Annotated in this window: 18 protein-coding genes; 6 read left to right on the top strand and 12 right to left on the bottom strand. The window is 44.0% G+C overall.

What is annotated here, in order from left to right:
• Positions 1–2: 2 nt before the first annotated feature.
• From ubiE to djlA, 4 genes are read left to right on the top strand one after another with little or no spacing between them, the layout of a single operon-like run.
• The gene (gene ubiE / locus MAMP_RS03730; protein WP_007144655.1) at positions 3–749 is read left to right on the top strand and encodes a bifunctional demethylmenaquinone methyltransferase/2-methoxy-6-polyprenyl-1,4-benzoquinol methylase UbiE; all 747 of its coding nucleotides are present in this window, start codon (positions 3–5) and stop codon (positions 747–749) included.
• A 4-nt stretch (positions 750–753) separates the two neighbouring features.
• Positions 754–1,344 carry a ubiquinone biosynthesis accessory factor UbiJ gene (locus MAMP_RS03725; RefSeq protein WP_007144654.1) on the top strand — a complete coding sequence of 197 codons (591 nt, stop codon included), beginning with the start codon at positions 754–756 and terminating at the stop codon, positions 1,342–1,344.
• A 46-nt stretch (positions 1,345–1,390) separates the two neighbouring features.
• Positions 1,391–3,061 (top strand): ubiquinone biosynthesis regulatory protein kinase UbiB, encoded by a 1,671-nt coding sequence (gene ubiB, locus MAMP_RS03720; RefSeq protein WP_007144653.1) that lies wholly within the window; start codon positions 1,391–1,393, stop codon positions 3,059–3,061.
• Between the two features lie 5 nt (positions 3,062–3,066).
• A complete protein-coding gene (djlA, locus tag MAMP_RS03715; RefSeq protein ID WP_007144652.1) occupies positions 3,067–3,900 on the top strand; it encodes a co-chaperone DjlA in 834 nt (277 codons plus the stop codon).
• 130 nt (positions 3,901–4,030) lie between these two features.
• Here djlA and MAMP_RS03710 read toward each other — a convergent pair whose 3' ends face one another.
• The 6 genes from MAMP_RS03710 to MAMP_RS03685 form a co-directional block, all read right to left on the bottom strand.
• A complete protein-coding gene (locus MAMP_RS03710; protein ID WP_007144651.1) occupies positions 4,031–5,701 on the bottom strand; it encodes a formate--tetrahydrofolate ligase in 1,671 nt (556 codons plus the stop codon).
• A gap of 69 nt (positions 5,702–5,770) precedes the next feature.
• The gene (locus tag MAMP_RS03705) at positions 5,771–6,379 is read right to left on the bottom strand and encodes a UbiX family flavin prenyltransferase (RefSeq protein WP_007144650.1); all 609 of its coding nucleotides are present in this window, start codon (positions 6,377–6,379) and stop codon (positions 5,771–5,773) included.
• Positions 6,380–6,381: 2 nt separating this feature from the next.
• On the bottom strand, positions 6,382–7,725 hold the full coding sequence (mpl, locus tag MAMP_RS03700) for a UDP-N-acetylmuramate:L-alanyl-gamma-D-glutamyl-meso-diaminopimelate ligase (protein WP_007144649.1): 1,344 nt from the start codon (positions 7,723–7,725) through the stop codon (positions 6,382–6,384).
• Positions 7,725–8,261, bottom strand: coding sequence for a hypothetical protein (locus MAMP_RS03695; RefSeq protein WP_007144648.1), 537 nt, complete (start codon positions 8,259–8,261; stop codon positions 7,725–7,727). Before MAMP_RS03695 ends, mpl begins: the two co-directional genes overlap by 1 nt.
• Before the next feature lie 95 nt (positions 8,262–8,356).
• Positions 8,357–9,310 (bottom strand): glutaminyl-peptide cyclotransferase, encoded by a 954-nt coding sequence (locus MAMP_RS03690; protein WP_007144647.1) that lies wholly within the window; start codon positions 9,308–9,310, stop codon positions 8,357–8,359.
• 22 nt (positions 9,311–9,332) lie between these two features.
• Positions 9,333–10,139 (bottom strand): ABC transporter substrate-binding protein, encoded by an 807-nt coding sequence (locus tag MAMP_RS03685; RefSeq protein WP_007144646.1) that lies wholly within the window; start codon positions 10,137–10,139, stop codon positions 9,333–9,335.
• A gap of 282 nt (positions 10,140–10,421) precedes the next feature.
• Between MAMP_RS03685 and MAMP_RS03680 the strand changes: the two genes are divergently transcribed.
• On the top strand, positions 10,422–10,676 hold the full coding sequence (locus MAMP_RS03680) for a hypothetical protein (RefSeq protein WP_007144645.1): 255 nt from the start codon (positions 10,422–10,424) through the stop codon (positions 10,674–10,676).
• A gap of 28 nt (positions 10,677–10,704) precedes the next feature.
• On the opposite strand, the gene secF is transcribed toward MAMP_RS03680, so the two are convergent.
• The 4 genes from secF to tgt form a co-directional block, all read right to left on the bottom strand.
• Positions 10,705–11,655 carry a protein translocase subunit SecF gene (gene secF / locus MAMP_RS03675; RefSeq protein ID WP_007144644.1) on the bottom strand — a complete coding sequence of 317 codons (951 nt, stop codon included), beginning with the start codon at positions 11,653–11,655 and terminating at the stop codon, positions 10,705–10,707.
• A gap of 11 nt (positions 11,656–11,666) precedes the next feature.
• Positions 11,667–13,520, bottom strand: coding sequence for a protein translocase subunit SecD (gene secD, locus MAMP_RS03670; protein WP_007144643.1), 1,854 nt, complete (start codon positions 13,518–13,520; stop codon positions 11,667–11,669).
• Between the two features lie 48 nt (positions 13,521–13,568).
• A complete protein-coding gene (gene yajC / locus MAMP_RS03665; protein ID WP_007144642.1) occupies positions 13,569–13,904 on the bottom strand; it encodes a preprotein translocase subunit YajC in 336 nt (111 codons plus the stop codon).
• Between the two features lie 79 nt (positions 13,905–13,983).
• Positions 13,984–15,090: a tRNA guanosine(34) transglycosylase Tgt gene (gene tgt, locus MAMP_RS03660; protein WP_007144641.1), complete on the bottom strand. Its 1,107-nt coding sequence runs from the start codon at positions 15,088–15,090 to the stop codon at positions 13,984–13,986.
• A gap of 110 nt (positions 15,091–15,200) precedes the next feature.
• Here tgt and pyrF point away from each other — a divergent pair, with 110 nt between their 5' ends.
• Entirely contained in the window at positions 15,201–15,893 is a 693-nt protein-coding gene (gene pyrF / locus MAMP_RS03655; RefSeq protein WP_007144640.1) for an orotidine-5'-phosphate decarboxylase, read from the top strand.
• 55 nt (positions 15,894–15,948) lie between these two features.
• Here the strand turns inward: pyrF and MAMP_RS03650 are convergent, their stop codons facing one another.
• Both MAMP_RS03650 and MAMP_RS03645 read right to left on the bottom strand, forming a co-directional pair.
• Positions 15,949–17,142 (bottom strand): methyl-accepting chemotaxis protein, encoded by a 1,194-nt coding sequence (locus tag MAMP_RS03650; protein ID WP_007144639.1) that lies wholly within the window; start codon positions 17,140–17,142, stop codon positions 15,949–15,951.
• A 43-nt stretch (positions 17,143–17,185) separates the two neighbouring features.
• Positions 17,186–18,586, bottom strand: coding sequence for a flagellar hook-length control protein FliK (locus MAMP_RS03645; RefSeq protein WP_007144638.1), 1,401 nt, complete (start codon positions 18,584–18,586; stop codon positions 17,186–17,188).
• Between the last annotated feature and the right edge of the window lie 33 nt (positions 18,587–18,619).

Here is an 18,619-nt window from a genome sequence, read left to right as displayed (position 1 = left end):
TTATGGAAGCCAAAGACACCACCCATTTCGGTTATAAAGAAGTACCCACGGCCGAAAAAGCCAAACATGTCGCCGAGGTTTTTCACTCGGTTGCAGGTAAATATGATCTGATGAACGACTTAATGTCGCTCGGTATTCATCGCTTCTGGAAGCACTTTACCATCATGAACAGTGGTGTTCGTCGTGGGGCAACCGTATTGGATATTGCCGGCGGTACAGGCGATCTGACCCGACAGTTTTCAAAACTGGTAGGTGATACAGGCAAAGTTGTATTAGCTGATATCAATGCGTCTATGCTTAATGTTGGTCGTGACCGCCTGACGGATGACGGCATTGTTGGGAATATTGAATACGTTCAGGCCAATGCTGAAGCCCTGCCGTTTCCTGACAACAGTTTCAACTGTATTACCATTGCTTTTGGTTTACGTAATGTCACGGATAAAGATAAAGCACTGGCATCAATGTTTCGTGTACTCAAGCCAGGCGGCCAACTGATGGTCTTAGAGTTTTCCAAGCCAGCTGAGTGGATGGCACCGATTTATGATGCTTATTCATTTAAGATTCTGCCGCAGCTGGGCAAAATTTTTACTGGGGACGAAGACAGCTATCGCTATCTGGCTGAATCCATCCGTATGCATCCGGATCAGGAAACCTTAAAACAGATGATGACGGATGTCGGTTTTGAACGTTGTGAATATCACAATATGACCGCCGGTATCGTCTCACTTCATCGCGGTTATAAATTCTAGACTCATGGCCATTTTATTACGTCCAATCGAATTGGCTGTTAATCAGGCATTGAAACAGGACCCTGAAACGCGCGAACGGCTTAATACTTTTGAAAATCGTGTGATCGTGATTCATATTCAGGACTGGCAGCAATATTTACACGTCTCATTTCATCAGTCAGCAATCAAGCTGACTCATAATGATGAAGAAAATGCGGATTTATTAATCACCGCTAATGCGATAAGTCTGCTGAAGCTGGCCAAACACCCAGAGCACTTGTTCTCCAATGAGATACATATCCATGGGAATGTACAATTTGCCAAACAGTTGCAAGACGTTCTCGACGGGTTTGACTTTGACTGGGAACAGCAAATTGCCAATGTCACAGGGGACGTGATTGCTCAGCCGCTAAATTATGCCATCAAACAAGGTTTTTCATGGCTAAATGCGACCCAACGCTCCTTATCGATGTCACTTTCTGAATACCTGAGAGAAGAAGCTCACATCTTGCCAGACAAGATTCAAATCGACGATTTCATGAGTGATGTAGATAAGATCAAGGCAGATATTGATAGGCTTGAGGCACGTATAAACCGCCTGGAAACACATCATTGACGCACTTGAGCATTGACCTCAGCTATATCCATGTAAGGAGCCATTAATGAAGGCTAATCAGTTATCCAGACTGATTCAAATCAATCATGTCCTGGCAAAACATCGCCTGGACGAAGTGATAAAAGCGATTCATCTGTTACGTCCACTTCGATATTTCAGTTTTTTATCTCCTCATCGCTGGCGCAATAAACAATCGACACTTCCCAGAGGCGAAAGATTAAGACTGGCGCTACAAGACTTAGGCCCTATTTTTGTCAAATTTGGTCAGGTGCTTTCCACTCGCCGGGATCTGCTGCCACCGGATATTGCCAACTCACTGGCCAAATTACAGGATCAGGTTGCCCCCTTTCCTGCGGAACAAGCCAAACAACTCATCGATAAAGCGTATGAAGCAGAATCACTGAATGAATTATTCGCTCATATTGAACCAGAGCCTCTTGCCTCAGCCTCTATTGCACAAGTCCATGCCGCGACCTTGAAAAATGGTGAACAAGTTGTAATAAAGCTGGTACGTCCCGGCATAGAACCTATTATTAAACGTGATATTGCCTTGTTATATACTCTGGCATCCTTCGCCGAACGATATTGGTCTGAAGGCAAACGCCTACGTCCGAGAGAAATCGTTGCTGAGCTGGAAAAGAACCTGTTTGATGAACTCGACATGCTGCGTGAAGCATCCTCGGCATCACAACTACAGCGTAATTTTGAAGGCACCACTTTACTCTACGTGCCGAAGATATATTGGAAACTGACAAAACCCAATATTCTGGTTCAAGAACGTATCTATGGCACCCCTATTAGCGATACTGAAGGTTTGATTGCCAAAGGGGTGGATATGGCTAAGCTCGCAGAAATGGGCGTTGAAATATTTTTCACCCAAGTCTTCAAACATAGTTTTTTCCATGCCGATATGCATCCCGGCAATATCATGGTGGATATTCATGATCCAAAAAAACCGAAATATGTGGCTGTCGATTTCGGCATTATGGGAACCTTGTCACCAGATGATCAGCGTTATCTCGCAGAAAACTTTCTTGCCTTTTTTAATCATGATTATCGTCGTGTGGCAGAGTTACATGTGCAATCTGGTTGGGTGCCAGCTGACACACGCTTGGATGAGTTTGAAGCCGCTATACGCAGTGTTTGTGAGCCTATTTTCGCAAGGCCACTAAAAGAAATTTCTTTCGGACAGTTGTTATTAAGACTGTTTCAAACAGCGCGTCGTTTCAATATGGAAGTCCAGCCACAACTGGTTTTACTACAAAAAACCCTACTCAATATTGAAGGCTTGGGCCGTGACCTCTATCCCGATCTGGATCTCTGGAAAACAGCCAAACCGATTTTAGAAACATGGATGAAAGAAAAAATGGGCTGGCAAGCCGCTTTAAGAACATTACAACAAGAAGCGCCACATTGGGCTGAAACCTTACCTGAAATGCCACGTCTATTATATGACTTGAGCAAACGTGCTCAGGAAGGTCAATTCAACGTAAATTTAGCATCAGCCGATATTCAGCAATTACGTAAAGAAATCAAGCAAGCCAGCTACCGTAGTGCCGCTGTTACAGCCGGCGCTGCTTTCCTGGTTGGTGCCGCAGTGATTACCGGGCTTGATGGTTATGCGACGACGATGTTTGCCGGCCTCCCAATTCTCAGCTGGGTGTTTGGTTTATGGGGGCTTGGCCTCATTTATTTTAGTATTTCAAAGAAAAGTTAATCGTTATGTTTAAGTGGATAGGCCTGATTTTAGGCTTCTTATTATTAAGCACCATGAGTGTTGGTTTACTGATTCTGGGTATTTTTGGTGCCCTGATAGGGCTTATATTTGGTGGTTTTGCTGATCGTGTACGGGCTTATGGACTTGGTGGCGCGAATCCTTTTACCAACCAAACTCGTCAAGCCGTCTTCCTGGAAACAGTCTTTGTATTGATGGGGAAATTAGCAAAAGCTGATGGCCGTATCAGTCAAATTGAAATCGACCATGTTGAAGCCTTTATCAAAAAAATGGGCATGTCTGGTGAGCACAGACAAGAAGCTATTCGTCAGTTCAAACGTGGCGCTGAACCCGACTTTGATATCAACGAAACAGTGACGAAATTTAAACAGCACTGCGGCAACACCTTTAATCTAAAACAAGTCTTACTGGTCTATCTGACAGTGATGGCTTTGGCTGATGGTAAACTCGACCCACAAGAAAGACAGATTCTGGAACAGGTTTCATCACAACTGGGTTATAGCCGAGCAGAGTTTAATCGAATCCTCGATATGGTGTTAAGTCAGGCTAATTTTTCAAGCGGCTATCAACAACAATATTCATCTGGCCAGCATCGCTCGTCAGTGAATGATCTTGCGGAAGCCTATAAGGCACTGGGCGTAACAGAACAGAGTTCCAATCAGGAAATTAAACGCGCTTATCGCAAATTAATGAGCCAATACCATCCTGATAAATTAATGGGTCAAGGTGTACCTGAAGATATGATTGCTGTTGCAACTGAGCAAGCAAAAGAAATTCAGCTGGCTTATGATCTCATCAAGAAATCTCGTGGATTGAACTGATTTTCCCAAGCCAGCTTTAACCTTTAATCTACTATTATTTCTATAGTCACACGCCACAGCGGGAGCGTGTGACTTTAAATCAAGAAACTATTTATTGGGTTCTTCTCTCTTACCCCAACCTAGAACTAAATTAGAATAAGCCAACGATTGAACCGTTCTCATCAATATCAATCCGCTCTGCTGCAGGATGTTTTGGTAATCCAGGCATCGTCATCACATCACCACAAAGCACCACCAGAAAACCTGCACCGTTTGACAGACGAACATCACGAATGGTTAGCGTATGGTTCTCAGCCGTGCCACGTAAGCTCGGATCACTGCTAAAAGAATACGGCGTTTTTGCCATACAAACCGGAATATCTCCGTGCTGCTCATTCAGCATGGCGATCTTATCCATCACTTTTTTATCAGCTACGACCTGACCTGTACCATATAAACGTTTAGCGACTTCGTTGATTTTGTCCCAAAGCGGCAAGCTATCCGGGTATAACAACTGACAAGGTTCGGCATCAGCATCCAGCATTTCAACCACACGCTGTGCTAATGTTTCAGCACCAGCACCACCTTCGGCCCAATGGCGAGCAAGAATAGCCTCTGCGCCCATCTCTTTCACTGCTGTTTTAATCAATTCAATCTCAGCATCGCTATCATTGACAAAATGATTGATGGCGACAACACAACGCAAGCCGAACTCGTTTTGCAGATTGCTTAGGTGACGTTTTAAATTAGCCAGTCCCGTATTCAGTGCATTAAGATTTTCAGCAGTCAGCTCTTTCAGCTCCAGACCACCGTGATATTTCAGGGCTTTTACTGTGGCGACAACCACAGCCATATCCGGTTTAATTCCCGCTTTACGGCACTTAATATTGATGAATTTTTCTGCACCTAAATCAGCACCAAAGCCGGCTTCAGTGACAACATAATCACCCAGTTTTAGTGCCATCTTGGTTGAGATGACAGAATTACAGCCATGCGCGATATTGGCAAAAGGCCCGCCGTGTACAAAAGCCGGGTTATTTTCTAAAGTCTGAACCAGGTTCGGCTTAATCGCTTCTTTCAATAAAGCCGCCATCGCACCATGCGCCATAATGTCACGGGCATAACGAGGCGTCCCATCTACCGAATAAGCGATTAAAATTTCGCCAAGACGTTGCTTCAATTCCTGTAAAGAATTGGACAAACAAAAAATGGCCATCACTTCTGAGGCCACCACAATATCAAAACGCTCTTCACGTAAATAACCGTTAGCAGGGCCCCCCATACCAACGACGATGTCCCGCAGCGCACGATCATTCATGTCCATCACTCGTTGCCAGACAATACGTCTAGCATCTAACTGCAGTGCATTGCCATGATGAATATGGTTATCAATCATTGCTGATAATAAATTATGCGCTGAGGCAATCGCATGTAGATCGCCGGTAAAGTGAAGATTAATATCTTCCATCGGCACGACCTGCGCATAACCGCCACCGGCGGCCCCACCTTTCATACCAAAACACGGTCCCATTGATGGTTCGCGCACACAGACAATCGATTTTTTGCCAATTCGGTTAAGCGCATCACTCAAGCCAATGGTTGTAGTGGTTTTGCCCTCACCTGCCGGCGTCGGGCTAATGGCTGTCACTAAAATCAACTTGCCATCCGCTTTCGATGCCATATCATCCATTACTTCCAAAGAGACTTTGGCTTTGAAACGTCCATACGGGTCAATATGATGTGAGGCAAGACCAAGCTTTTCCTCAGCGAGACTAGTGACTTCCTGCATTGAAGCTTGTTGGGCAATTTCAATATCTGACATGGTTTTCCTGAGTGGCGTTAAATTTGAGCCCTATTATACGTGAGTTACGAGGGAATCCCGAATAGCACATCAGTCTCCCCAACGAGGCATCAGATTATGTTCTATTTTCGCCTGATCCAGTATCCGAGCGACAACAAAGTCGACCAATTCATTCAAGGATGTAGGATTAAAATAAAAGCCGGGATTGGGGGGTAAAATACACACGCCAAGCTTAGCAAGCTTCAGCATATTTTCCAGATGAATCACTGAAAATGGTGCTTCCCTCGGCACTACGATCAATTTGCGATCTTCTTTGAGCATGACGTCGGCAGCGCGGTTTATCAAATTATCACTCTGCCCGCAGGCGATAGCCGATAAGCTCCCCATGGTACATGGACACACAATCATGGTTGGCACGCGATGAGATCCGCTTGCCAATGGTGATGACCATTGCTGTTCACCATACACCAGTAATTGTTCAGGGTGGCAGTTAAACTCTTGAACTAATTTCGTTTGAACATCACTGGCCCGCGCCGGTAATTTCCAATCAAGCTCATCAGCAAGCACGATTCTGCCTGCAGTGGAAATCATTAAATGCACAGTGAGACCTTGTTGTAACAGCACCTCCAGTAAACGCTTTGCATAAGGTGCACCTGAAGCGCCTGTAATGGCTAATGCGATCTGCTGATGATCTAACATAATTAGGCAATCGCCTCTAAAATCCGCTGATGAATACCACCAAAACCACCATTACTCATCACTAAAATTTCATCACCAGACTGTGCTTCATTGCTAATTGTTTTAACAATAGCGTCGACAGAATCAAATACACTGACATGATCGCCCAGTGTTTCTGTGACTTGTTTTAGTGACCATTTCAAATCAGCATCCTGAAGCAATAACACTCTGTCTGCCTGAATTAAAGACTGAGCCAATGTCTCCTGATGCACGCCCATTTTCATGGTATTCGAGCGAGGCTCAAGCACAGCAATCAGCCGACGGTTTCCTACTTTGGCTCTTAATCCAGCAATAGTGGTGGCAATGGCTGTTGGGTGATGAGCAAAATCATCATACACTCGAATATTATTAATTTCGCCTTTCAGCTCCAGCCGTCGTTTAACACCGGCAAACACTGATAAAGCTTCACAGGCATGTTCAAGCGTGACACCCACATGATGAGCTGCCGCTATTGCCGCAAGGGCATTACTCACATTATGCTGACCGAGCATATCCCATACAACGCGGCCAGTGGCTTCACCATGGCGTACTTCAAACTCGCTACCATCATTCTTCAATAATGTCGCTTGCCAATCCCCATCAGCGCCCAGTGTTTGGCGTGGCGTCCAACAGCCCATATTGAAGACATGCTCAATTGCTTTCTCTTGTGGCGAAAGAATCAAACCTTGCTCAGGCACAGTCCGAACTAAATGATGAAACTGCTTTTGAATAGCGGCCAAATCATCAAAAATATCAGCGTGGTCAAATTCAAGATTATTAATAATCAACGTTCTGGGCATGTAATGGACAAATTTAGAACGCTTATCAAAAAACGCCGTATCGTACTCATCTGCCTCAATTACAAAAAAGGGCGTTTTACCGAGTCTTGCTGTTTCCCCAAAATTATCAGGCACCCCGCCGATAAGGAAACCAGGCGCCATATCGGCATGCTCGAGAATCCAAGCTAATAAACTACTGGTGGTTGTTTTTCCATGTGTACCAGAAACAGCCAACACCCATTTCCCTTGCAGCACATGTTCATTCAGCCACTGTGGACCAGAAACATAGGGGAGACCTTTATTTAACACATACTCTACGGCCGGATTACCTCGTGACATGGCATTGCCCATCACCACTAAGTCAGGGGCAGGCTCTAAATGTTCAGGTTTGTATCCTTCCCTGACATCAATGCCTGCGGCAGCAAGCTGATCACTCATCGGTGGATACACATTGGCATCTGAACCACTCACTGTCATGCCAAGCTCTCTGGCTAAAATGGCCAGTCCGCCCATAAACGTGCCACAAATCCCCAGTATATGAATATGCATTACGCAACTCCTGAAATAGTGAGTCCAACCACAATCAACGAAGCAATGGTATAAACCGTCGTTATAACTGCTGCTAAACCGGGTCGGATATCAAGTGCATACCTGAAGATATGTGCAACAACAAATAAACTCCAGAAAATAACAATAAGTACCAGTAATAAGATAATACTGGTTAGCTGACTATGAGGCTCTACCTGTCGAAATAATACAAAGACTGGCCAGCTAATCATGCCAATTAATGCACCAGTCCCTGCCATAGCTGTTAAGGTTTGCTCGAAGCGAGAAGGCAATCCGCGGATAAATAATAAGCCTTTGGTAACGATAACCAGCATGGCAGTATCAGCCAGTGCTGCCACCAAGCTAATCGTCCAGCTATGATCAATATGGCTAACCAGTACGCCGACGATAAAATACGTGACAACACTAAAGTTCAGTAATATTGAAGATGCCGGAATATCGGCTGGACTTGCCTGAAATAAACAAACCTGGAAAAACCGCAGAATCACTTTAATCATCACGGCATAATAACGTGTCACTTAAACGGAACAAAGTATTTAATGATTTTTTTCGTAGAGATATAAAAAAACCCGGCAAAATAGCCGGGTTTTTTAGTCGAAATATCAATAAAATATTAATCGTCAACAACGACACCCCATGGGAATTTGCCCACTTCGATCGTTTTAATTGTTTTATTTGTAGCTGTGTCCACGACAGAAACGGTACTACTAACACCATCAGCTGTGTATAAACGTGAGCCATCACGCGTCATACCCAAGCCCCATACACGTTTACCAACAGGTACATTTGCTTTCATTTCCAGTGTTTTAGCATCTAAAACAGCGACGGAGTTACCACGCCCCGTTGTTACATAGATGGTTTTATCATCTGGGCTAACAGCAATATCCATAGGCTTGGAGTTAGGTAAGTCGATAGAAGCCTGTTTGATAATTGATAATGATTTTGTATCAATAATCGTCACTTCATTACCTACTTCACTGGTTGAGTAAGCCAACGAGCCGTCACTGTTAAATGCCAGACCACGAGGACGGGCAGCAACTAAAATGTTTTTTACCACTTTATGTTTAGCCGTATCAATCACATGAACCATATTAGTGGATTCACTAGTAACAAGTGCCAAGCTACCATCAGGTGAAACGGCAACACCTTCGGGTTCCAAACCAACAGGAATGACTTCAATGATTTTGCCTGTTTTCGGATCAATAACACTGGCTTGAGCATCATCCTCGTTAGATATATAAATATTGCCATTCGGTGCTACATCAAATGTTTCAGGATCGTCTCCCGCTTCCAACTTTTTCACCACTTTCAGCGTATCTAAATCAACAACGGCTATCGCACCTTCTTCACTAATAGCAACGTAGAGTTGTTTTTGATCCGGTGATAAACCAATCCCTCTTGGCCGCTCCCCAATATTAATGGTGTTTATCACTTCATTGGTTTTTGTATCAATGACGCTGACCGTATTGTCTTTTTCATTAGTGACAAAAACACGGTGTGATGGCTCAGCCCAAACGGTTGTACTGGCCATAATCAATGTGGCTAATAATATATTTTTTAATTTCATCATGTTTCCTTCTTCTCTCTAATTATTTTTTACAGGTAACCATTCCAAGACTATCTAAACCACCTTTTACACCTCTCAATGGTGCTTCGGCGACAATGTTATCGTCCTTGTCAATCAGTAAAACAATCTGACGTAATTGCCCTGTTTCTCTGAATGTCGCGGTATCCCCTTTCTGCCCATCAAATGACAAGTCATTCTTGAGGTAGTTCAACATTCCTGCAGCATCAATTTTTTGCGTTCTGGCAACAGTATCTGACAACATCTTCACCGCTGCCCAACCAGCCCAAGCATCATCATCCATTTGTGTTTTGTGATTTCTGGTGAATCGTTTATTCAATTGTGAAGCAGCAAACTTAACAAAATCATGATGCCATGCATGAGCCGTCACCAATGTATCAGGATGCTTTGCCTGCCATTGAGCAAGTGCATCGGCTTTCATTTGTTTACTCAAAGGGATATTCAATAAATTCGACAAACATGCCTGACGTAATCCATCAGCATCAGAGCTCAGGTTAAACACTGGTACATGGGCTAATTTTTTCATTTTGGCAACGTCGAGAATATGTTTAGCATCTGTTCCCACCAGTACCGCCGTTATTTCAGATTCTGGCAGAGCAGCAAGTTCTTGTTCGGTGACATTTTTGACTTGATAATTTTGTCCTAAAAACTGTCCCTGCAGATTAGCCTCTGTTAGTCCTTGCTGAACCCCAGCCCAAACCTGCCCATCTGTTGGACCAATATAATGAAGAGTGACATTAATTGGGTTGGCAAAGATAATTTGTGGCCAGATAAATAAAACCATAAGGCCCAGCTTTTTTAACTTACTCATAATCTCTCCATCTTTATTTTGCTTCTTATTTTCCACCATACAGAATCAGGAAGCTGATTAAATCAGCAAATTCCTCAATCTTGTAGAGCACTTCTCATTTAGAAAGTTCAACCATCCACACTATTGTGTCAGTAAAACAGGCCGTTACACCTTAGGAGTTTTTCCTGTTTTGTTGATGGCAGCCATTATTGGTTTAAATCAACCATTCTATGAGCAAAGCTTTATATTCAAGAAATCAAAATGAAGGTCGATAGCTTGATTATCACAACAGGTTAGTTTTTTATGAATAAGCAATATCGCCTTCAGGTTCAACAAACACAGGAAAGTCTTGAAGAGTTTGTCACCTTCATGAGTTTCCGTTGTGACTGTAGTGGTGTACGAATATTGTCTATCGAGACAAAAGAGCAAGCCGCCATACGAGATGAAGCAGAACAGTCAGGAAAAGTGGTGTCCATTCAATCACGACGGCGTTCTAAATCATCCACTGTAACGATTAGCAAAGAATTACGTTTTAACGACCAAAATCTTCACTCATAAAAAAAGCCCGATTTCTCGGGCTTTTTTGTTAGACCTGACTACCGTCTTCGCCAATTTCCTGATCGCTGTCTTTCACTGGCGGAAGTAAATCCTCTTTACTCACCCCCATAAACAGTACAGCAGAACTCGCCACATAGATTGAGGAGTAGGTACCAATCATGATGCCCAGCAATAATGCCTCAGCAAATGAATGAATCACCTCACCACCCAGGATAAATAAAGCAAACACCACTAATAACGTTGTGAATGATGTCATTAAGGTTCTGCTCAACGTCTCGTTCAGAGAGGTATCAATCACTTCTTCCGATGTCGCTTTTCGGATTTTAAGGAACCCTTCACGCACCCGGTCAAAAACAACAATCGTATCATTCAATGAATAACCAATAATGGCCAGAACGGCAGCCAACACCGTCAAATCAAATTCGACATGGGTAATTGAGAAGAAACCTAAGGTGATAATGACGTCATGCACCAAGGCAGCGACTGACGCAATCGCAAAGCGATATTCAAAACGGAATGCCACATAAATCAGAATACCAATTAAGGCATATAAAACCGCTAAGCCTCCCTGTTCTGTCAGATCATCTCCGACTTGAGGCCCAACGAACTCGACACGACGAACATCGATCGGACTACCAGAATCAACTTGTAATAAGGAAACGATATTATTACTCATCTCCGCCATGTTCTCGGTTTCAACGATAGGTAAACGAACGAGAACATCATGGATTGAACCAAAATTCTGCACGACTGCTTCTGGATAACCACCATTTTGGAGACTTGAACGAATCTTATCCAAGTTAGCTGGCTCCTGATAACCCAGCTCGATCATGGTGCCGCCAGTAAAATCAATACCAAAGGTCAAACCTTGCGTCACCAATGAGCCTATAGACACAATAAGTAATATGCTTGAAAACGCTATGGCAAACCAGCGTTTGGACATGAATTTGATATGCGTTTGTTTATTAAAAAACTGCATGAACATGATTCCTAAATTGATAGCTTAGGTTTATTTTTACGACCATAGAACAAGTTAACTAAAGCACGTGTTCCCATAATGGCCGTAAACATAGAAGTGATAATGCCGAGTGATAATGTCACAGCAAAACCTTTAATCGCCCCCGTTCCGAAGCCAAATAACACAATGGCTGCAATCAAGGTGGTGATATTCGCATCAGCGATGGTAGAGAACGCTTTATCATAACCGGCGCTGATACTGGCTTGAGGGCTATTACCATTTCGTAGCTCTTCACGAATACGTTCATAAATAAGTACGTTGGCATCAACCGCCATACCCACAGTCAGCACGATACCAGCAATACCGGGCAAGGTCAGTGTTGCCTGTAATAACGAGAGTAATGCCACAATGAAAATAAGGTTCGCGGCTAAAGCGACGTTGGCAAATAAACCAAATACGCGATACCAGACAAGCATAAATACCAGCACCAGTACAAAACCAATAATGACTGACTCAAAGCCTTGTTCGATATTCTGTTGCCCCATGCTTGGTCCAACAGTCCGTTCTTCGACAATTTCAATCGGAGCCGCTAAAGCACCCGCCCGTAACAGCAGCGACAAATCACGCGCTTCTGTTGTGCTGTCTAAACCAGTAATCTGGAATTTTTTACTGAGTTGATCGCGGATGGTGGCGACATTGATAATCTCAGGCACCTGACGTCTGACAGAAACCAATTCACCATCAATCTCTTTTGTTTCCATTTTTGACTCAATGAAAACCACCGCCATTGGATTACCGATATTATCGCGGGTCACATTACTAAATGCTCTCGCACCTTTACCATCCAAGGTGACAGAAACAGCTGGGGTACCAGATTGCGGATCTAAAGTTGATGCCGCATTGATCACATGCTCACCCGTCAGCATGACGCGCTTATCCAGCAAATAAGGGCGTCCATCACGGCTGTAATAAAGTTCTGAGTTCGGTGGAATGCGTCCATTCACCGCATCTTTAACATCATGCTCTGTATCAACCAGTCTGAACTCAAGGGTAGCTGTCGCTCCCAGGATCTTCTTCGCTTGCGCAGTATCCTGCACACCAGGCAGTTGAACGACGATTCGGTCATCACCCTGCTGCTGCACCGTTGGCTCTGCCACACCCAGCTCATTAATACGATTTCTTAATGTAGTGATGTTTTGTTGTAAGGCGAGTTGTTTGGTCTCACGAATACTCTTTTCAGACATATTCATGATGATTTCAGGGCTAGCCTCATTATCAGATACTGTGACCTGAAGATCATTGAAGTTTTTCAGAATCAAAGATTCAGCTTTGTCTCTGTCTTCGGTGTTGCGTAACACCAAAATCAGTTTCTGACCTTCTACTTTGATTTGTTTATAACGAATTTTTTCTTCGCGAAGTGATAAACGAATATCACTGCCATAAGTATCAAGGCTTTGCTTCACAGCGGCGTCCATATCCACTTGCATTAGAAAGTGAACACCACCACGCAAGTCTAGGCCAAGATTCATCGGTTCTGCGCCCAGAGACGCTAACCAATGCGGTGTAGTAGAAGCCAGATTCAAGGCAATAATGTAATCGCCTACTAAGGCTTTGCTTAAAGCGTCTTTAGCTTTTAATTGATTGTCTGCAGAGGTTAATCTGATAAGTAGCTTGTCATCTTCAAGCTGAGCACCTTTATATTCAATGCCAGCCGTTTTAAGTGCTTTTTCCGCTTTATCTGCTAAAGCCAAATCCACCGTGGCAGTTCTACCAGCAGAAATCTGCACTGCCGGGTCATCCCCGTATAAATTAGGGAGTGCATATAGTCCTGCGACTAATAACACAATAAGAACAAGTAAGTTTTTCCACAGTGGATATCGGTTCATAATTCATTCCTGACTTTTACTTCAAGCCATCCTTCAGATGGCAAGACCTTATAGTTTTTTCAATGTACCTTTGGGTAAAACAGCATTGACTGATTCACGACGTACTTTTACTTCAACATTTTCAGCAATTTGAACAGTGATAGCATTATCGGTAATTTCAATAATTTTCCCCATCAAACCACCGTCTGTTACCACTTCGTCGCCTTTTGATAAGGCAGATTGCATTGCTTTATGTTCTTTTGCACGTTTTTGCTGAGGTCTGATCAGCATGAAATAAAACAGCACTAACAGAATAATGGGAAAAGCAAAATCCATCAGGCCTGGAGAACCTGCTGTTGTCGTTGCTGCATCAGCAGCGGCAGCTGGAGAGATAAAAAAGTCCATCGTTAATCCTCAAAATCAACAAGAAAAAAGAAACCGATTATGCCACAGCTGACAGGGTGTTCGATAGCATTGAACCGTTTTAAACAATTTCAGTTTCTCTGAGGGCATAAAACTCCTCACGAAATTGCGTGAGTGTATTGTTTTCTATTGCCTGCCTCAGACCACTCATCAATGTCTGGTAGTAATGAAGGTTGTGAATGGTATTCAGTCTCGGCCCCAACATTTCCCCGGTTTTATCTAAATGATGCAAATAGGCCCGGCTATAGTTCTGACAGGTGTAACAATCACAATAGGGGTCTAATGGTTTAGTGTCCGACTTAAAGCGGCTATTACGAATCTTAATCACGCCCTGATGCACAAATAAATGGCCATTGCGTGCATTACGGGTAGGCATGACACAGTCGAACATATCTACGCCCCGCATCACACCTTCCACTAAATCTTCGGGACGTCCTACGCCCATAAGGTAATGGGGTTTATCCTGCGGCATCACCGGCGCCAGAAAGTCGAGTATCCGCAGCATATCTTCTTTCGGTTCACCCACTGATAAGCCACCAATGGCATAACCATCAAAACCAATCTCCATTAGTCCGTCTAAGGATATATGACGTAATTGCTCATGCATTCCTCCCTGCACAATGCCAAATAATGCTGAAGGATTATCGCCATGCGCTTCTTTACTGCGTTTTGCCCACCGAAGTGATAACTCCATGGATTTTGCTGCGGTATCCACATCAGCAGGATACGGTGTGCATTCATCAAATATCATGACGATATCACTGCCTAAAGCGCGCTGTACCGCCATTGACTCTTCTGGTCCGAGAAAGACCTTACTGCCATTCACTGGTGAACTGAAATGCACACCTTGCTCAGTAATTTTTCGCAGCTCTCCCAGACTAAACACTTGAAAACCGCCGGAGTCAGTCAGGATAGGTCCCTGCCACTGCATAAAGTCATGTAAATCACCATGGGCTGAGATAATCTCTGTCCCAGGGCGCAGCATTAAATGAAATGTATTGCCTAATATTATTTCAGCACCAGTCGCTTTCACCTCTTCGGGTGTCATCGACTTTACTGAACCATAGGTACCAACAGGCATAAACGCAGGGGTTTCTATTGTTCCCCGTTCAAACGTTAATCGTCCCCGACGGGCAAAGCCGTCCTGCGCAAGTAAATCAAATTTCATTCATTTAATCTCAGCAAAAAACGCCGGACAGAATAACATTTTCTTGATATTAACGGCGAAACTGACGCAATTGAGGTAGGATCCCGGTCATTGTCAGTTTGGAGAAATCAATGTCAGACCCGAGAATTATTGTTGCCCTTGACTATGCTACAGCCAATGATGCCCTGCAGATGGCCGATCAAATTGATCCAAAGCGTGCACGCGTAAAAGTAGGGAAAGAGTTATTTACCCGCTCTGGTCCAAGTGTAGTCACTGACCTAGTCTCCCGCGGTTTTGATGTATTTCTCGATCTGAAATATCACGATATTCCTCATACCGTTGCCAAAGCCTGTGCAGCCGCTGCTGATCTGGGTGTCTGGATGCTCAATGTACATACTTTAGGTGGTGCAGCAATGATGGAAGCAGCCAGAGAAGCTGTTGACAGCGCTTCTACTCAACCAATTCTGATTGGTGTTACCTTGCTTACCAGTATGGATCAAACTACGTTTGAGCAAATAGGTCTCAGCGGTAATATGTCTGATACGGTAATTCGTTTGGCAAAAATGGCTAAAAGCAGCGGCTTAGATGGCATCGTATGTTCTGCTCAGGAAGCTAGTGCGCTTCGTGAAAATCTAGGCGACGCTTTCCAATTAATCACGCCGGGTATTCGTCCTGCAGGTAGTGATGTTGGAGATCAACATCGGATTATGACACCAAAACAAGCAATAGAAGCTGGAAGCCATTATCTGGTGATTGGCAGACCAATTACCGCGGCAAGTGATCCAATGCAGGCGTTGGCAGATATTGAAAAAAGTCTTCTCTGAATAAAAAAAGCCCGGTAAACCGGGCTTTTTTTTATCTCTATATTTTAAAGCACATTTATACTTTAAATTTACTTGCCGCTTCTTGTAACTGCGTCGCCAGATTACTCAAGGTTTCTACTGCAATAGAAGACTCTCTCGCCCCCTCAGCGGTATGCTCAGCAACCTGACTGATATTCACAATACCACGGTTGATATCTTCAGCCACTGAAGACTGTTCATTCGCTGCACTAGAAATTTGTGCACTCATTTCATCCATGGTGGAAATCATCGCAGTGATTGAATCCAAAGCAGCACCAGCACTGGATGCTTTTTCAACACTGTGTTTTGCTCGCTCGCGACCTTCGTTCATGACTTTTACCGCAACCTGAGCACCTTGCTGCAGGCGTTCAACCATCTCTTCTATTTCATGAGTAGATGATTGTGTTCTGGCAGCCAGCGTGCGGACTTCATCGGCGACCACCGCAAAGCCTCGACCGTGTTCACCTGCACGGGCAGCTTCAATAGCTGCGTTCAGTGCAAGTAAGTTGGTTTGTTCAGTAATGCCGCGAATGACATCAACGATTGCACCGATATTGCCGATATCTGATTCCAGGCTGCTCAATTGTTCTGCCGCTTTTTCAACTTCGGTAGCTAGGGAGTCAATGGCCTGCATGGTTTCCATTACCACCTGCTTACCTGCTTTAGCTTCTGTATCTGCATTTCGAGCAGCTTCTGCCGCACTGGAAGCTGTTCGAGCCACTTCTTGAACTGAAGCGGTCATTTCATTCATAGCTGTCGCCACCTGTGTCGTTTCTGACTGTTGGCGTAATACGCCATCAACCGTTTCTTTACTGATAGCTTGCATATTCTGACTAGCTGACGTGAGCTGAGTTACACCACCAACTAAAGTGTGAACCAGGTTAGCAACATTTTTTCTGGCACTGTCCAGTTCAAATGCCATCCAGCTAAAATCACTTTTTCCAGAGATAGCTACTTTATGAGTCAAATCACCTTTTTTGATGTTCTGAATTGCACCAACTAAGGTCATCGCGCGCTTGTCACCGAATCGACCGATGTAGTGGGCAATAGCCACCACTAAAATACTTGCTACCACAACATACATTGCTGCAATGTACAGTGCTTCTATTTCCTTGATACCAGAGTGATACATATAGCCTTCAAGCAGCAGTAGTCCCAATAAGGCAACCACACCAAGACCACCAATGATATACATGCGTTTTCTCAAAGAGAAATTTTCAAGTTTGAACACGTCCGTCTCTCCCGGATTGAACTTAATATTATTATTTTATGCCTCAGACGTACAAACTAAGACCACTTTCTTCTCTAGCAGAACCTAGCGTTTCCTCGGCTTCAGTCATTATATCGTCACTTTGACCACGGGCTTGAGTAAAATTCTGAGAATTCTGTGTTTGCTGTGGCTGATCTTCTCGTTGCTGTTGATGCTGTTGCTGCCCCACCTCAGCATGCGTCAGCTGAATACCATTTTCTGCAAAGCTATCTCGTAATTTTGGCAAAGCCTGTTCCAACGCATCTCTTGTTGTGGAGTGTTGTGCGAGAAAAGTTACACTGGCCTGATCATTTTGTACATGGAGTTTTACTTCAACTGGACCTAAATTAGCCGGGTTCATTTTCAACTCAGCCTGCTGAATACCTTCTTTAGCCATCCAGATGACACGGCTATTCATCACTTGTGACCATGCTGAGCTTTGTATATTCGGCTGAACGGGCAGGCTGACCACAGACGTGCTTGGTGTTGAAGTGGATCCTGTCTGTGATGATGTTGCGCTAGTGTTCACAGAGGTCGCAGTAGCCGATGTACTTCCAACTATCCGCTCTTGAATTGTTTTATCAGCACGAATACCAAGCAGATCAACATCTGTTTTATCTTTGTTTTCGGCTTGTGCTGCCATCATATTCCTAACATTAGTAACCTGCTCACCATCACCTCTTTGGCGTTGTCGTTTAATGGCATCCATGATGTCGGCACGAATTTCACTGGTTTTGCCGTCAGCTTCATTCATCGACTGCAGTGCCTTAGCAAAATTGGGCACTTTTTCATCTGTCGAATTTTGAGTTTGTTTAATGACCGCTTTTTCTGTCTCCGTTACCGTAACCAGGCTGGCGTCAGCTTGTTTTTTATTAAGCGCATTGGTTTCTGAGTTAGTCTCAGTAGATGATGTTGATTGTTTTTGAGGTTCTAAAGTTGATGTGACAGACGGCGCAGTCACTGATTTTTTTACGGCAGCGTCACCTTCGGCCGCGACATTAACTTCATTGTTGCTGGTTACGGGTACTTTTGTTTCTGGCGATTGGACAACGACAAAAGTTGTTTGCGAATCTGCTGTGTCAGAATCCTCAGAAGGTGATTCCGCATCATTTTTAGGTTCAGTATCTTTATCACTGACCTTGTCCTCAGACGGCAATTTCTTGCCGTCATCGTTGTCGCTTTTTTCCGTCTTTTTGTCCGCTTCCGTTGTGACAGACTCATCCTTTTCCGTTTTATCGGTCGCCTTATTATCGCGGCTTTCAACTGATTTTGTTTGCGACTTATTTGACTCGGTAGACCTCTGTTCTGCTGTATTGATATGTTTATCAAGCGTTTCAGAGAAAGAGTTATCCTTCGATACTTCTTTGGTATGTGCTAGCTTAGTGCTGACAACACTATCGGTTTGTATAGAAACACTTTGTGGCATAACGCCTCTCCCTACTCTATCGTCGTTATCGAC

The sequence above is a fragment of the Methylophaga thalassica MP genome (genome assembly GCF_000214595.1).
Lineage (GTDB): Bacteria > Pseudomonadota > Gammaproteobacteria > Nitrosococcales > Methylophagaceae > Methylophaga > Methylophaga thalassica.
This window is presented reverse-complemented; position numbering and strand designations above follow the sequence as displayed.

Coding starts and splice junctions, on each gene's coding strand:
- MAMP_RS03690 (WP_007144647.1), bottom strand. CDS start 9,310: ATGAAATTAAAAAATATATTATTAGCCACATTGATTATGGCCAGTACA.
- mpl (WP_007144649.1), bottom strand. CDS start 7,725: ATGCATATTCATATACTGGGGATTTGTGGCACGTTTATGGGCGGACTG.
- ubiE (WP_007144655.1), top strand. CDS start 3: ATGGAAGCCAAAGACACCACCCATTTCGGTTATAAAGAAGTACCCACG.
- MAMP_RS03705 (WP_007144650.1), bottom strand. CDS start 6,379: ATGTTAGATCATCAGCAGATCGCATTAGCCATTACAGGCGCTTCAGGT.
- pyrF (WP_007144640.1), top strand. CDS start 15,201: ATGTCAGACCCGAGAATTATTGTTGCCCTTGACTATGCTACAGCCAAT.
- secF (WP_007144644.1), bottom strand. CDS start 11,655: ATGCAGTTTTTTAATAAACAAACGCATATCAAATTCATGTCCAAACGC.
- yajC (WP_007144642.1), bottom strand. CDS start 13,904: ATGGACTTTTTTATCTCTCCAGCTGCCGCTGCTGATGCAGCAACGACA.
- secD (WP_007144643.1), bottom strand. CDS start 13,520: ATGAACCGATATCCACTGTGGAAAAACTTACTTGTTCTTATTGTGTTA.
- MAMP_RS03685 (WP_007144646.1), bottom strand. CDS start 10,139: ATGAGTAAGTTAAAAAAGCTGGGCCTTATGGTTTTATTTATCTGGCCA.
- ubiB (WP_007144653.1), top strand. CDS start 1,391: ATGAAGGCTAATCAGTTATCCAGACTGATTCAAATCAATCATGTCCTG.
- MAMP_RS03680 (WP_007144645.1), top strand. CDS start 10,422: ATGAATAAGCAATATCGCCTTCAGGTTCAACAAACACAGGAAAGTCTT.
- MAMP_RS03725 (WP_007144654.1), top strand. CDS start 754: ATGGCCATTTTATTACGTCCAATCGAATTGGCTGTTAATCAGGCATTG.
- MAMP_RS03710 (WP_007144651.1), bottom strand. CDS start 5,701: ATGTCAGATATTGAAATTGCCCAACAAGCTTCAATGCAGGAAGTCACT.
- djlA (WP_007144652.1), top strand. CDS start 3,067: ATGTTTAAGTGGATAGGCCTGATTTTAGGCTTCTTATTATTAAGCACC.
- MAMP_RS03645 (WP_007144638.1), bottom strand. CDS start 18,586: ATGCCACAAAGTGTTTCTATACAAACCGATAGTGTTGTCAGCACTAAG.
- tgt (WP_007144641.1), bottom strand. CDS start 15,090: ATGAAATTTGATTTACTTGCGCAGGACGGCTTTGCCCGTCGGGGACGA.